This window comes from Pseudomonas sp. D2002 (assembly GCF_013385735.1).
GTDB lineage: Bacteria > Pseudomonadota > Gammaproteobacteria > Pseudomonadales > Pseudomonadaceae > Aquipseudomonas.
On the sequence record NZ_JACAPL010000025.1, the window covers coordinates 1 to 14209 of the forward strand.

Sequence of the window (14209 nt, forward strand, 5' to 3'; positions counted from 1 at the left end):
GGTGGGGCGAGGACTTTTTGGTTACTTTTTGGTCCCTCAAAAAGTGACCCGCTGTAAGAGCGGAACCATAAGCCGCCGTTACCTAAATAACGGATATACACTCACACCCAAAACCACATACCCCCCCATTTCACACCTGTGAAAGCTTGTGCGATCTCACCCAAAACCCCATTTTCACACCCCACCAACGCCTACTATCCAGCCCTAGCGAGCCCCCTCACATGGACTGAAAAATGATCAACCGACCCGACACAGCCACCGCCCCCCACGCAGGCGAAACCAAAGCCCCCGAGCGCCTCTTCGACGCTCTGCTCAACAAGGCCAAAACCCTGGCAGCCGCCGGGTCGGGCGACAAAACCTTCAAACCCAAAATCCTCGCCAAAACCCCCGGCGAAGGCCTGAAACCCCCCAGCGAAATCAAACCCGACGACTACAAGGAAGTCACCGCCCTGCCCGCCAAACTCGACATCGACAAACTCCACATCGTGTCCGAAGACAAAGACACCGGCGTCATCTACTTCGAACAAGACGGCAGCAAGCTCAAGATCACCCGCGAAAGCGCCGAAAAAGTCCAGGAAGGTTTCGACACCCTCAAAGGCCTGCACTTCGGCCACGCAGTCGCCCCCGTCAACCAGGGCGGCCCGGACGAAGGCACACCGCTCTACGACCTGCTGCACACACTCGCCGAAACCCAAGGCACACCCGCCGGCAAAGAAATCCGTGAAGCCCTGAGCAACCCCGACCAACAGCTGCTGCGCGAAGACGACCCCGGCGTGCGCCTGGCCAACATCAAATCGGTGGGCGAAGCCAAAGAAGGCGTGGTCAAGGTCAGCCTCGAAAACGGCCAGACCCTGGTGATATCCGAAGCACTCACACCCCAGGCCTTCGCCAGCTACAACAGCGCAGGCGTGACCAAGGAAGCCCTCGCCGACGGCAAGGCCAAAGGTTACGAAGAAGTCACCAGCCTGCCCGGCGACCTGGATTTCAGCCAACTCAAAGTCGTGTCCGAAGACCCCAAGTCCGGCGTGATCCTGTTCGAACACCAAGGCAAGAAATACATGATCAGCCAGTCCGAGGCCGCGCTGCCGCAGCCCGGCGCCGACCTCAGCAACCCCAGCCCCAACGCCGGCACGCCGTTCTACAACTTCCTGCACGCCGTGCACGCCGCCGAAGGCTCGCAGGCGTTCGACTACATCAAGAACGCCCAATCCCTGCCCGGCCAGGAACTGCTGCGCAAGGATGAGGCCAGCCTCAAGCTCAGCGACATCAGTAAAGTCGACGCGCCCATGGACGGCATCCTGGTGGTCAACGGGGCCGACGGCAAACTGCTGGTGGTGTCCAAGGACATTACCCCCGCAGCCTTCGCCGCCTATACCACCAAGGGCCAGACCCTGGCCGGCATCGAGAAAGCCAAGGGCGACGGCTACAGCCTGGCCGGGCCGGACGCTTACCTGGCGTCCACCGAAGACATCATGAGCGTCGGCGGCGTCGGTGATTATGGCCCCGGCCTGATCGCCTTCACCCAGCACAAACCCGGTGGCAGCGAAGAAAAAATCGTCGTCAGCGAAGACAGCAACCCGCAGATGTTCGAGCAGATTTCCAGCTACCGCACCGATATCGCGCAGCAGACCACCGATGTCGACAAATTACGCGCCGACAACGGCCTGCCGCCGCTCAAGGACGTGTCTGTCGACAGCCTCACCACCACCGAAAAAGATGACAGCGGCAACCCGCTGTCGGTGCAGGACCTGTCGATGAAAACCCTGGTGGACAGCTACCGCGCCGGGGTCAAGGACGGCAGCATCGGCAAGGACGACCCGCGCGCCAAGTTCCTGCGCGCCGTGGAAGCCAAGAGCATGGCCGACAACGGCATGTCGATCATTCCCGAACACGGTTTCGGCAACCAGGGCATTGCGACCACGCCAATCGACGTGACCTCGCGCGATGTGCGCGACAATATTTTCGACACCCAGTCTATCGACAAGACCATCAGCGAATTGCTCGGTGACTCGACCATCCAGGCCGACATCAAGGCCAACCACGACGCGGCCCTGGGCAAGGTCGACGGCGGCCAGGCCAAGGTCGATGAAACCCGCCAGAAGCTGGTGGACAGCACCTCCTCAGAGAACTTCACCAAATACATAAAAGCCCTGCAGGACGACGGCAAGACCGAACTGGCCACCCAGGAAATCCAGACCGCCTACACCGCCCTGGCCGACATGGACCCGGCCAAGGCCGACAACTTCCTGCAAAACCTGCAGATCGACGGCTACACCGATTCCGTTGAAAAGCTGATGGACGACCCGAGCAAGATCAGCGACGACAACACCGCCCTGGCCACCACCGACAACACCCTGGCGATCCTGTCGATGCTCAAGGGCGGCGCCGACGGCCTGCCGCGCCAGGCGCTCGGGGTGTACTCGAAGTTCGTCGACCAGTTGCTCAAGGACAAAGGCGCCGCCGCCGACTTCGGCAAGGCGATGATTTCGTTGGGCGACACCTGGCAGAAGAACGGCGTGATCAGCTTCAGCGATATCGAGCACGCGGTGAGCAAGGAAATCATGCCGAGCCTCAGCGAAGAAAACCGCAGCTCATTCGTGAAGAACCTGACCTTCCTCAAAGACAATGGCGTACTCGGCTCGGTCGGCGGCGCCATCGGCATGGGCCGTATCGTCTACCAACTGGCGGGCCAGGGCGGCAAGCTGGCGGACACGCCGATGAAGCGCCTGGGCATCGCCAACGACTTCCTCGGCTTCCTCGGCACCGGCTCGCACTTCGCCACCTTGGGCCTTAAGGTCTACGACAAACTGCGCGGCACCAACGCCTACAAACTGATGGGCTTCGACCGCTCCCTGCCCGACCTGTGGGCCAAGCCTGGCGAGGGCTACCACGCCCTGCCCAAAGACGCCGAAGCCATCCAGAAAAAGTACTTCGACCTCGTCGACCAGGCCATGGACGACGGCAAGGACGTGGGCAAGGTGCTCAACAGCGGCGGCTGGAGCGACGAAGGCGCGAAGAAGGTGCAGGAAGGCATTGAAAAAGGCATCGCCAGCCGTGGCGGCGTGGCCGGTGCCGGCTTTGGCGCCAAGTTCGCCAGCAGCGCGATCAAGGTGATCGGCATGGCCACCGACGTGGCGGGCGGCGTGATCAGCGTGGTCCAGGCCGCCTTCACCCTGCGCGATGGCGTGCGCGAAAAAGACCCGGTGAAAATCGCCTCCGGTTCGCTGTCGATGGCCGGTGGCGTCAGCAGCCTGGTGGCAGCTGGCGGCGGTGTACTCACCACCCTTGGCGTGACCGGGCGCATCATTCCGTTCCTGGGGCCGGTGGGCTTCCTGATCTCCGGCGCGCTGTCGTTTGTCGGCGCGATCCTGAGCACCATTCAGTCGCACAAGCTGCACAAGATCTCGATGCAGAACTGGGACCAGATCCAGGACTTCAAGCAGGATGGGCTGCTCAAGCCCAATGGCGATGAAGCCTATGTGTGGCTGCAGACCTACCTGTCCGACTGGGGCCAGCGCGATGCGCCGCAGGACCAGAGCATCTTTGATTTCCGCAAGGAAGAATGGGACGCGCGCTCGAGCATTCGTGGCGGCGATCATCGGCGTGATCACCCGGACTATATCGGTGATGGGAATAACCGTAATTCCGAGGACTACAAGTATTCACTGAAACCGTCGGAATGGACCAATGACAACCACGACATTATCTGGCGCGTGGGCGATGGGTATGGTGGCCCGTATCACGATGTAGATAACGGCTGAGATTACTGAAGCAATACAGAACCAATGTGGGAGCGGGCTTGCTCGCGAAGGCGGTAGATCAGTCAACTTATCTGGCGACTGATTCACCGCTTTCGCGAGCAAGCCCGCTCCCACATTTGGAGTTGTGTTGGGTCAGATCAGGCGGGCGGCGACCAGCCAATCCGCCACGGCCTGGAATGAGGCGTCCGGCACGGGGTCACCGGGCACGGTCTTACGGGCAATTTCAGTGGCCAGGGTTTTATCCGGCGCATGCGGAATACCCAAATCGTAAGCCTCCTGCAACATCAACAACGCCTCCTCCGGCGACGCCCGGCACACGATCACCGGCACTGGCGTCTCACCGCGCACATAACGCACGCCAATCACCCAGCCATCGGTGGTGCCGATCATCATCGACGCCCGGCCCAACCCCAGCTTGGTCGCCAGTGCCTGCATTTCATTGCGCTGGCGGCGCCGTTCGCTCTTGATCAGCGGATCGCCGTCGATGTCCTTGCGTTCGCGCTTGGTTTCGCTGCGGGTCATTTTCATGTCGCGGCCGAACAGCCAGCGCTGCATGATCACGTCCACCGCGCCCACCAGGATGAAGGCGCACAACACGGTAAACACCAGCGGCTTGAGCACCAGGAAAAACGTCGACTCCATGCACTCCGCACCACAGCGTGACGACTCCATCAGCGCCTGCAACGCATGCTTGCCAATCACGTAAAACGCAATCGCCAGCACATGAACCTTGATCAGGCCCTTGATGAACTCCACCAGGTTGCGCAAGGCAAAGATCTTTTTCATGCCCTCCGCCGGGTTGATGCGCTTGAACTCCGGCTTGATCGGGTCGACCGAGAACACAAAGCCGCGCATGGTGATGATATTGGTCAGGATCACCACGCCGGTGGTCACCGCCATCACCGGCAAGGTGATGCTGATCACCAGTTGCTCGGCATGGTCGAGTACCCGTGGCCACACTGTAGCGAACGGCTCGATGTAGATTTGCGCGGTGAGGTCGATCAGCGCCGTGACCTGGGCCTTGGCCCGTGGTGCGAGGATGGAAATGCACAATGTGCAGAACAAGATGACCATGCCCGACACCAGGTCCTGGCTCTTGGCGACCTGGCCTTTCTGGCGCGCGTCCTTGAGTTTCTTGTCCGTGGCCGGCTGGGATTTCTCTTCGCTGGTATCGGCCACGGGCTACTCCATGCCCGCCAGGGTTTTGAGCAGTTCGACGGTGCCGCGAAATTCCGCCAGTTGGTCGAGCATCAACGGGATCAGGAAGCCGATATAGATGACCATCAAGATACTGAAAAACAGGTTTTTCACCGGCAGCGACAAGTCGAAAATATGCAGGTTGGGCGCCATCCGCGACAGGTAGGCGAGCATCAAGTCGGTGATCAACAGCGAAATCAGCAAGGGTGAAACCATCAGCACGCCGACGCGCATGATCTGGTCGAGGATCGACAACACCGCGAGCAACGCGGAGCTGGCGAACACCGGGGTGAAGGAGGTCACCGGCCATAACTGGTAGCTGTGGTAATAGCCGTCGACCATCAAGATAAAACCACCAGACATGAAGAACAGCGTGATCAGCATCACCGTGAGCAAGGTCGCCATCACGCTGGACTCGCCGGACGATAACGGGTCGACCAATTGCGCCATGGTCGAGCCGCGTTGCAGGTCGATCAACTCCCCCGCCACTTCCGCCGCCCAGAACGGGATGCCGAACAACAGGCCGATCAGGATGCCGATCAGGAACTCCTTGATCAGCAACCCGGCGATAAACACGCTGCCGTGTTCGGGCATATGGGTCAGTGCGTCGAACACCGGAAAGAACATCGGGATTGAGATGGCCACGGCCACGCAGCCGCGAATCATGCCGGTGAGGCCCAGGCGGTTAAACGCCGGGGTGATCACCACCACGCCCATCGCGCGGCAGGCGGCGAGCGAGGCGGCGCTGATCACCGGGTAGGCGACTTCAAGAAACTGCGCGGTAAGGCTGGCATCCATGGGCGGTCAGCGCGTCCACATGGGGAAATTGTCCAGCACCTGGCCGCCCAGCTCCGCGACTTGCCCGGCGAGGACCGGGCCGAGAAATACGATGGTCAACAACACCGCCACCAGCTTCACCACCTGGGGCAAGGTCTGGTCCTGGATCTGCGTCAGCGCCTGGAACAGCCCCACGCTCAAGCCCACGATAATCGCCACGCCCAGCGCCGGTGCCGAGAGCATCAGCACGGTCATCAGTGCCTGTTTCATCAATGACAGGAAAACGTCCTGGCCCATGGGTCGTGCCTCAGCCGTAACTCAGAATCAAACCGTGCATCAAGCGCGACCAGCCACTCAGCGACACGAATAAAAAGATCTTCAGCGGGATCGAAATCAGGTTCGGCGACACCATCGACATGCCCATCGCCATCAGCACGTTGGACACCAGCAAGTCCACCACCAGGAACGGGATGTAGAGCAGAAAGCCGATCTCGAAGGCGCGGGTCAGTTCCGAACTGACAAACGCCGGGATCAGCACCACCAGGTCATCGTCACGCAGGTCGGCGCGGGCTTCCGGCGACCAGATGGTCTCGGTGGCCTGCACAAAAAAGCCGCGCTCGGACTCATTCGCAAAGCGCTTCAAATGCGCCTGCAGCGGCGGGCGTAGCGCATCGCCCAGGTCCTTGAGTTGCTCGACATGCTCGATGTTGAGGTCGCGCCCCTCCACCTGGCGGTACATGTCGCCAATCAGCGGCGTGGTCACGTACACCGACAGGATCAGCGCGATGCCATACAGCACCAGGTTCGGCGGGGTTTGCTGCACGCCAAGGGCGTTGCGGATCAGGAACAGCACCACCGAAATCTTCATGAACCCGGTGAGGGTGACCACCGCCAACGGGATCAGCCCGATCGTTGCAACGACCAGGATGATCTCGATCAGGTTCGGCTGATAACCGGTCATGGGGTGGCGAAACTCAGCAGGCGCACACCCAGGCCGTCACCGATTTTCACCAGTTGGCCCTGCCCGACGCGGCGCCCGTTGACCATCAGGTCGACGCTGTCCACGCTTTGGGTGTTGAGCTGCAACAGACTGCCTGCGCCCAGCTCCCGCAATTGCGCCAGGCTCAATTCCAGGCTGCCGACCTGGCACACCAGTTTGAGCGGCAAGTCATCCAGGGCCGCAGCCGCATCCACATCAGTCATTGTGTTCTCCATGTGCAAAAGGGGCGCTTTCAATTCTTCTTGCAACCGCAAGGCTTCACCCTGGTATTGGCAGCGGGCCTGCAAGCGCCCGTCCAGGTCCAGCAGCAAGCCTGCGTCGTGTTCCAGCATCAGCACATCGCCGGGGCGCAGGCTGCGCAACTCACCGAGGCTCAGCCACTGCTGCCCCGCCAGCACCGCCAGGGTCTGGCGCAGCGCGGGCAGAGGGTCGGGCTCGACCTGGCCGTATTGCGTGAGCAACTGCGCCACCAGCACGGCGGCGCCTTCACTCAGGTCCAGCTGCGCGCCCATGGCGGGTTGATTGCCGAAGGTCAGTTCAAGCGCCAGGCTCACGGCAAACGTGCGCGGGTCGTCTTTGGCTTCGAGCAACTGCACCGGGTGGCCAAGCAACGGTTCCAGGCTCTCGATCAGGTCGAGTACTGCCAGTTCCAGCAGCAACGAACGCGGCAGCGAGGGCAACAGCTGCACGTCGAATTGCAGCGCCAACGGCACCAGCACCTGTTCCAGTGCGGCCGTCGACAAACGCAGGCGCACCGGCGCGCGGCCGAGCAACAGCAGCACATCGCGTGGGGCGTTGAGGCTGTGCGGCTCAGCGGCCCAACTCACGCGCAGGTCTTGCCCGGCGCAGCGACCCTGCCAGGCGCGTCGGCGCCGGTGCAGTTGGTTATGCAAATCCAGCAACGCCGGGTCGTAGTGCGTCAGCCACGGCGCCAGAGGGTCGGCAAGGGCTGCGATCATGTGCCGGTGCCTTCGTCGCGCAACTCACCGACGCGGCGCTCAGCGCTTTCGCGTCCGTCCAGCAGGCTTTGCCAGGCTTCGGACTGGCGCTGACGGTTCAGGCGTTCCTGGCGAAACAGGTCGCGCTCGCGCTCCTGGCTTTGCAGGGTGGTGGACACGTGGGTCACGTCGTTTTCCAGCAGTTGCTGGTCATCCGACAGGCCGCGCAAACGGTCCTGGGCCGCCTGCCAACTGGCCACCGACAAGCCTTCGGTGAGGGACGCATACACCTGCCGCGCCTCTTCGGCAATCGCCTCACGGTGCAGGCGCAGTTGTTCCTTGGCGTCGTTCAATACGCCGTGGGTTTGCGCGCAGCGTTGCTGTTGGGCGGCCAGTTGGCTGGCGGCGCGTTGTTCACGCAGCACCCGCAGGGTTTGCAGGGTGCGTAGTTGGTCAGTTTTCATTGGGGGTCACTCCTTCCTTAAGCCTGCGTGACAATCTTTAGATCCATGAAAATCAAAGGTGGGAGCTGGCTTGCCTGCGATGGCGGTGGGTCAGCTTGCCCTTGTGTGACTGATAGACCGCTATCGCAGGCAAGCCAGCTCCCACAGGGTTTTGTATGGGACTGAAGTTCACTGTTGTTCATTGATCTCATGCCAGCACCTGGCGCATGCGGACCAAGGTCTGGTCCAGGCTGCTCGGTTCGTCGGCGTTCTGGCGCAGGAATGCTTCGATGGCCGCGTGGCGGTTGATGGCTTCGTCGGCCAGCGGGTCGCTGCCGGCGGAGTACTCGCCCACGCGGATGAGCATTTCGATTTCGCCGTAGCGCGCCATCAGTTCACGAATGCGCATGGCCAGGCGTTTGTGTTCTTCACCCGCGACCTGCTCCATCAAGCGGCTGCGGCTGCGTAATACATCCACCGCCGGGAAATAGTTGCGCTGGGCCAGTTCGGCGCTGAGGGCGATATGCCCGTCGAGGATCGAACGTGCTTCCTCGGCCACCGGATCACTGGCGGCGTCGCCTTCGGTGAGCACGGTGTACAGCGCGGTGATGCTGCCGGTGGGGCCGGGGCCGGCGCGCTCCAGCAGGCGCGGCAAGGCCGAGAAGAACGACGGCGGGTAACCGCGGCGGGTAGGCGGTTCGCCCACCGCCAGGCCGATTTCACGCTGGGCGCGGGCAAAGCGCGTCAGGCTGTCCATCAACAGCAGTACATTGCGGCCCTGGTCGCGGTGGTACTCGGCCAGAGTGGTGGCGACAAACGCCGCACGCACGCGCTCGGCCGCCGGGCGATCAGACGTCGCCACCACCGCCACCGTCCGCGCGCGGGCCTGGGCGTCGAGTTGCACGTCGAGCAATTCGCGCACTTCCCGACCGCGCTCGCCGATCAGGCCGATCACAATCACATCGGCTTCGCTGTTGCGGATGATGCTCGCGAGCAGCGACGACTTGCCCACGCCCGGCTCACCAAAAATGCCCATGCGTTGGCCCTGGGCCAAGGTCAGCAAACCGTCGATGGAGCGAATACCCAGCGCCATCGAACGCACAATCAGTTGCCGCGAAAACGGCGCCGGCGGCTCGGCGTGCAGCGGGTAGCGCTGCAAGGCAAGGGTCGGCGGGATGCCGTCGCCGTCGAGGAAATCACCCATCGGGCTGATCACCCGCCCGAGTTGCGCATCGCCCACCGCCACGCCCAGGGTTTCGCCGGTGGCGGTGATTTGCGTGCGGGTCGACAGGCCTTCCATGGAGCCGATGGGCGACAGGATCGCCTCGTCGCCATCAAAACCGATCACCTCGGCGCTCAAGCTGCGGCCGCTGCCAGGGTCGCGCAGCTGGCACAGTTCACCGATGCTTGCGCCGGCGACACTGGCGCGCAGCAGCACACCACGGATGCTCAACACGGAGCCGTGCATCGGTCGTATGCGCGCCTGGGCCAAGCGCTCAGTCAGGCGCGGCAGCAACTGCTCGAGGTTCATGCCACGCCCTCTTCGGCGAACGGCAACAGGCTGCGGCGCAGGCTTTGCAATTGCGCTTCCAGGCCCAGTTCGACGGAGCCGGCCGGGCTGTTGAGACGCGCCTGGCCGGCACTCAGTTGTTCATCGGCGTCCACGGCAATTGCCAGGCCTTCGTGCTTGAGGCGTTGGCGCAAGGCCTCAACCTCGGCAGGCGGCACCCACAGGGTCAGCGCCTGGTCCTGACGAAAGGCGCTCAAGGCCTGACGGGTGCAGCGCACCACGCGCTCGGCGTTGTCCAGTTCACCCAACACCTCGCGCACGATGCCCAGGGCCAGATCGGCCAGGGACGCCTCCAGGCTGCTCAGGTAGTGCTGCACTTGGGACTGGGTTTGCACCAGCAACTGCGCGACTTGCTCCGCGCCTTCTTGCCGCGCCGTTTCAAAGCCCTCGGCGCGCGCGGCTTGCAGCCACTGGTCGCTGTCGGCCTTGACCTGCTCGGCCTGATCCTTGGCGGCCTGCAAAAAGGCAAAACCGTCGGTCCACAGCGCGGCTTCTTCGGCACGCAGGATGCGTGCGGTGGGACGGCTGGGTAATTCACTCATCGGTTTTATCCTCGGCCATCAGGGCGGCGGCGGCGGCCTGGACGATCTCCAGGTCGCGCGGCAGCCGTGCGCTGTGGCCCTGGGGGAAGGCGAAACGCAAGCGCATCCAGCCCTGCAAATCGGCCTGCTGGGCGTGCAGCCAGGCCGCCACGCAGCCCTGGCCATCGCGGTCGATGGCGTCGATCAGCTCCGCAGGCTCGCGCAGCAAATCCGCGGCTCCGCCCAGTTGTCGCAAGGCCAGCGCCTGGCTGAAGACCTCGGCGCCCAGGCCTTCGCGCAGTTCATTGACCACGTCGCGGCGAATCTCGCGGCTCAAGGTCGAGGCGTGCCAGATGGCGCCGCACAACCTCGGCAAGCGCGCAAATTGCGCCGGCGACAGCAGCAACACCGGCAGGTCGGCCGCCAAGGGCGTCACCAGGTATGCCAGTGGCGCCAGTTGATAGTGGTTGACCAGCAGTTGTTCCAGGCGCTGGCGAAAACGCGGCTGGTTTTGCATCGCGTGCAGCACGTCGTCCGGCAGGTCATCAGCAAAACACGCGCCCAGGCTTGGCGCGCGCACGAACTGCAGCGGCGCGGCGATCAGCCGCTGCCAGCGTTCAAACAAACTCATTCACCCTCCTTGAGCACATACAACGCCTGGGATTGGCGCCGCGCCCACTGCTGGCGGGCCAATACGCCGAGCGCGCCAAGGGCGATCAGCAGCAAGCCGCCAAACATGATGCGGGCCTGGGCGAGGTTGTCTTCCAGCAACCACAGACCCATAAAACGCGCCAGCCGAGGCTGTGCCGGGTTCTGGCTGATGGCCACGGCGGCCTTGATCGCGGTCACTGACACGCCGTCGTAGCTGAGGCCGGAAATGCCGTTGGCGACCAGGGTCTTGATCTGCGGGATCAGCGTATTGATGTCGGTGCCCGGGTCGTAACGCACCAGCACCGAGGCCGACGACGGCGAAATCACGCGCTTGAGCAAGTCGTTGTCGGGCAACACCACGTGCACACGGGCGGCGACGATGCCGTCGATCTGCGACACCGAGTGCGACAGCTCTTCGCTCAGCGCGTAGATCATCTGCGCGCGCTCCTGCACCGGCGACGACACCAGGCCATTGCCCTTGAACACCTCGCCCATGTTGGAAAAGCTCTGCTGCGGCAGGCCGGCGTTGTCGAGCAGGGTCATGGCTTCGGCAAAGCGCTCCTCATCGACCACCACTTTAAGCTGGCCGTTGTCCTGGGTCTTGCGCTCCGCCGGGATGCCACCGCGCAGCAGCACCGCGACCATGGCGTTGGCATCGCGCTCGCTGAGGTTGGTGTAGAGGTCGGTGTTGCACGCCTGCAAGAGGCTGGCGAGCAAGCCGATCAGCAACAGGCGCAAGGCGCGGTTTGGGCTTGGCATGGCGTTATTGACCCTTGAGCAACGTATTGGCGGAACCGGAAATCTGCGTCGCGCCGCGCACCACCATCTGGGTTTCGATGGAGTAATCGAACATCTTGCCCAGCGAGTGCACGATCTGGTCGACCTGCTGTTCGCCGACTTTCTTGCCCGGCTCGCCTTGGGGCGACGCACTCGCCGTGCGGATCTCCGCCGAGGCCGGTGGCGGTGCCGACGGGTTATTGGTAAGCACATCGGCGCGCTCGGAAAACGCCCGGGTGCGGTCGATGAAACTGTTCATGCGCTCCATCAGGCCCGAGCCGATCTGGTGCGGGCTGGCGCCTTCGGGCATGCCCTTGGCGGTATTGGCCATGTGCTCGAACAGGTTCTGCGAGGCCCCGGCGGGCCCCGCACCGGCGGACGGCGGCAAAGCCGAAGCGCCGGCAGCGAGACTGATAGTCATAGGGGCTCCCTACTCGTCGTCGTCATCGGACATGGCGTCGTTCAGCAGTTCCTGCATCTTCGGCATGATGATGAACTGGCCGCCGATGGTGACCGCCTGGGTGATCAGCGCATCGTTGAACTCGGCGTCGCTGGTGTCCGAGGGTTTGTCGGCGGCCTTGGCGTTATCCACCGCCGCGTTGAACTTGGCTTCAGGGCTGGCGCCACCGGGGGCGAGGTTGCTGTCTACGGCCGTTACGGACATGGTGCTGCTCCTTTACTGGGTTGGGGTTTCGGTACTGACTTGGGCGCCACGGAACACCCGCACGCCATGCTCGCGCGCCACCGGGGCGGCCACGACGTTGGGTTGCAGGTGATCGACATGCTGTTGCACCAACGCCAGGTACGGCGGTGGGCCGGAAACAAACACTTCATCGCCCTCGGGGCCATTGCGCATCGACAACTGCTGGCCGAACACGTCGAGGGTGTTCAGGTAGGCCTGCAACTGGTCGAGGTTGAGCGCGTTGGCCTTGAACAGCTTGGTGCTGATTTCGTCGCTGGCATTGAGGTACAGCAGGTTGCCGTCGAAGTACCAGGTCAGGCCGTTGGTGCTGCACAGGGTCTGCAGGAATTCACCGGCAGTGGCGGCGCGAATGGTGCTGCGAGCCTTGCCGCGCACCTTGTCCGAGAGCACCAGCGGCACGTCGAGGTTGTGGCCGAATTCTTCCAGGGCACTGCGTACATCCTGATCGACCAGCACGTAGGCGTAGGGCTGGGAGAACCAGGCGGGCTCTTCGGCGGCGTTGGCCAAACCGGCGTTGAACAGGCATAGGACGGCCATCAAAAATATGCTTACATGACGTCCGCCTTCGCCCGACGAGTTGTGACGATGACCAAGAATTTTCTGCTCGCCAGTACCCTGCTGTTGGCGGCCTGTTCCAGCAAACCTGCGACCGATACCGACAAGTCCCTGCAACTGGCCAACGACCTGAGCAAACGCGGCGACTACAGCAGCGCGGCCGCGCTGTACGAGCGCGCCGCCCAGCAACCGGGCGCTGGCATCGACCTGTGGCTCAAACTCGGTCAGGCCAAGCTCGACGCCAAGGACGCGCTGGGCGCCGAACGCGCCTTCCAGCAGGCCCTGGGTTTCGACGCCCATAACGCCGACGCCCTGCTCGGCCTGGGCACCGCGCAATTGCAATTGGGCAAGACCCAACGCGCGGTGACCGCTTTGGGGCAGGCTGCCGAGATCAATCACTTGCCGGTCGCCTATACCCGCTTGGGCATCGCCCAGGTGCTGAATGGCCAGGCCGTCGCGGCCCAAACGGCGTTCGCTAAAAGCCTGAGTTTGCAGGCGGATGACCTCGACAGCCGTTGCAATCTGGCCCTGGCTTATGCGCTTGGCGGGCAGTCGCAGCAGGCGCTGGAGACCATTGCCCCGGTGACTCAGTCGCCCCGTGCTTTGCCACGGCATCAGCGCAATGAGTTGTTGGTGATGGTGTTGGCGGGCTTTGAACAAAAGGTTGCCGGGTTGCCGTTGGATGATATTCCGGCGGCTGAGCGCGCGCGTTTGGTGGTGGAGGCCAAGCGGATCAAGGCGATCAGTGATCCGGTGGCGCAGGCGAAGGAATTGGGGTTGGTGGACCCGCGCTGACTGATCGTTCCCACGCTCTGCGTGGGAATTCAGGCCGGGTCGTTTTGCGTTCCGAGGCGTGACGCGGAGCGTCACAAGAGGCATTCCCACGCGGAGCGTGGGAACGATCATTGCGATCATTGGCGTGCCTTTGGTCATTGTTGGCCTCCGGTCGCGCCGGCTTTGGCTTCTTGCTGATCTTTGCGCCGCTGCAGTTGCTCGCGGTCGAAGCCTTCGATGTAGACCTGGGCGGCGCGACCGACGGGGGCGGCCATGGCCGGGCCGGTGGCGCGGCCTTGGGTCAGGTCCTGCTTGCGCTCAACCATCTGCATCAAATTCAAATTGTTCGCACAGCCCAACGGCAAGGTCGGTTTGAAATCTTCGTCCAGCCCGATTGCATCCTTGGCCGGCGGCTGCTGGCATTGGCTCGGCAAACCATCCGCGCGGTATTCCGGCGCGTAATACACCGGCGCCAAATGGGTCTGGCAGCCCACCAACGCCAGGGGCAACAGCATCAACACACGCAAAGCAGTCATCGCAGG

The 14209-nt window shown here is 63.0% G+C and carries 16 protein-coding genes; 2 read left to right on the top strand and 14 right to left on the bottom strand.

Annotated elements, in window-relative coordinates; translation table 11 throughout:
- Positions 1–233 precede the first annotated feature (233 nt).
- Complete coding sequence (locus HX783_RS29160) at positions 234–3761, top strand: hypothetical protein (protein ID WP_177019166.1); 3528 nt, start codon at positions 234–236, stop codon at positions 3759–3761.
- Positions 3762–3893: 132 nt separating this feature from the next.
- On the opposite strand, the gene HX783_RS29165 is transcribed toward HX783_RS29160, so the two are convergent.
- The 13 genes from HX783_RS29165 to HX783_RS29225 all read right to left on the bottom strand — a co-directional run bounded on the left by HX783_RS29165 (position 3894) and on the right by HX783_RS29225 (position 12875).
- Positions 3894–4940 (bottom strand): EscU/YscU/HrcU family type III secretion system export apparatus switch protein, encoded by a 1047-nt coding sequence (locus HX783_RS29165; RefSeq protein WP_159957585.1) that lies wholly within the window; start codon positions 4938–4940, stop codon positions 3894–3896.
- 3 nt (positions 4941–4943) lie between these two features.
- Entirely contained in the window at positions 4944–5756 is an 813-nt protein-coding gene (sctT, locus tag HX783_RS29170; protein WP_159957587.1) for a type III secretion system export apparatus subunit SctT, read from the bottom strand.
- 6 nt (positions 5757–5762) lie between these two features.
- Complete coding sequence (locus HX783_RS29175; RefSeq protein WP_016969171.1) at positions 5763–6032, bottom strand: EscS/YscS/HrcS family type III secretion system export apparatus protein; 270 nt, start codon at positions 6030–6032, stop codon at positions 5763–5765.
- Between the two features lie 10 nt (positions 6033–6042).
- Complete coding sequence (sctR, locus tag HX783_RS29180) at positions 6043–6696, bottom strand: type III secretion system export apparatus subunit SctR (RefSeq protein ID WP_017137580.1); 654 nt, start codon at positions 6694–6696, stop codon at positions 6043–6045.
- Positions 6693–7694, bottom strand: a complete 1002-nt coding sequence (locus HX783_RS29185) for a FliM/FliN family flagellar motor switch protein (RefSeq protein ID WP_177019167.1) — start codon at positions 7692–7694, stop codon at positions 6693–6695. The genes sctR and HX783_RS29185 overlap by 4 nt, the downstream gene beginning before the upstream one ends.
- On the bottom strand, positions 7691–8137 hold the full coding sequence (locus HX783_RS29190; RefSeq protein WP_177019168.1) for a hypothetical protein: 447 nt from the start codon (positions 8135–8137) through the stop codon (positions 7691–7693). Before HX783_RS29190 ends, HX783_RS29185 begins: the two co-directional genes overlap by 4 nt.
- Before the next feature lie 187 nt (positions 8138–8324).
- The gene (locus HX783_RS29195; protein ID WP_177019169.1) at positions 8325–9647 is read right to left on the bottom strand and encodes a FliI/YscN family ATPase; all 1323 of its coding nucleotides are present in this window, start codon (positions 9645–9647) and stop codon (positions 8325–8327) included.
- On the bottom strand, positions 9644–10228 hold the full coding sequence (locus HX783_RS29200; RefSeq protein WP_177019170.1) for a FliH/SctL family protein: 585 nt from the start codon (positions 10226–10228) through the stop codon (positions 9644–9646). Before HX783_RS29200 ends, HX783_RS29195 begins: the two co-directional genes overlap by 4 nt.
- On the bottom strand, positions 10221–10838 hold the full coding sequence (locus HX783_RS29205; RefSeq protein ID WP_177019171.1) for a type III secretion protein: 618 nt from the start codon (positions 10836–10838) through the stop codon (positions 10221–10223). The genes HX783_RS29200 and HX783_RS29205 overlap by 8 nt, the downstream gene beginning before the upstream one ends.
- Complete coding sequence (sctJ, locus tag HX783_RS29210; RefSeq protein WP_159957599.1) at positions 10835–11617, bottom strand: type III secretion system inner membrane ring lipoprotein SctJ; 783 nt, start codon at positions 11615–11617, stop codon at positions 10835–10837. The genes HX783_RS29205 and sctJ overlap by 4 nt, the downstream gene beginning before the upstream one ends.
- 4 nt (positions 11618–11621) lie before the next feature.
- Complete coding sequence (locus HX783_RS29215; protein ID WP_016969163.1) at positions 11622–12056, bottom strand: hypothetical protein; 435 nt, start codon at positions 12054–12056, stop codon at positions 11622–11624.
- A 9-nt stretch (positions 12057–12065) separates the two neighbouring features.
- The gene (locus HX783_RS29220) at positions 12066–12299 is read right to left on the bottom strand and encodes a hypothetical protein (RefSeq protein ID WP_159957603.1); all 234 of its coding nucleotides are present in this window, start codon (positions 12297–12299) and stop codon (positions 12066–12068) included.
- A gap of 12 nt (positions 12300–12311) precedes the next feature.
- Positions 12312–12875 (bottom strand): type III secretion protein, encoded by a 564-nt coding sequence (locus HX783_RS29225; protein WP_177019172.1) that lies wholly within the window; start codon positions 12873–12875, stop codon positions 12312–12314.
- Positions 12876–12923: 48 nt separating this feature from the next.
- Here HX783_RS29225 and HX783_RS29230 point away from each other — a divergent pair, with 48 nt between their 5' ends.
- Positions 12924–13688: a tetratricopeptide repeat protein gene (locus tag HX783_RS29230; protein WP_177019173.1), complete on the top strand. Its 765-nt coding sequence runs from the start codon at positions 12924–12926 to the stop codon at positions 13686–13688.
- A 134-nt stretch (positions 13689–13822) separates the two neighbouring features.
- On the opposite strand, the gene HX783_RS29235 is transcribed toward HX783_RS29230, so the two are convergent.
- Positions 13823–14203, bottom strand: a complete 381-nt coding sequence (locus HX783_RS29235; protein WP_159957609.1) for a hypothetical protein — start codon at positions 14201–14203, stop codon at positions 13823–13825.
- Positions 14204–14209 lie beyond the last annotated feature (6 nt).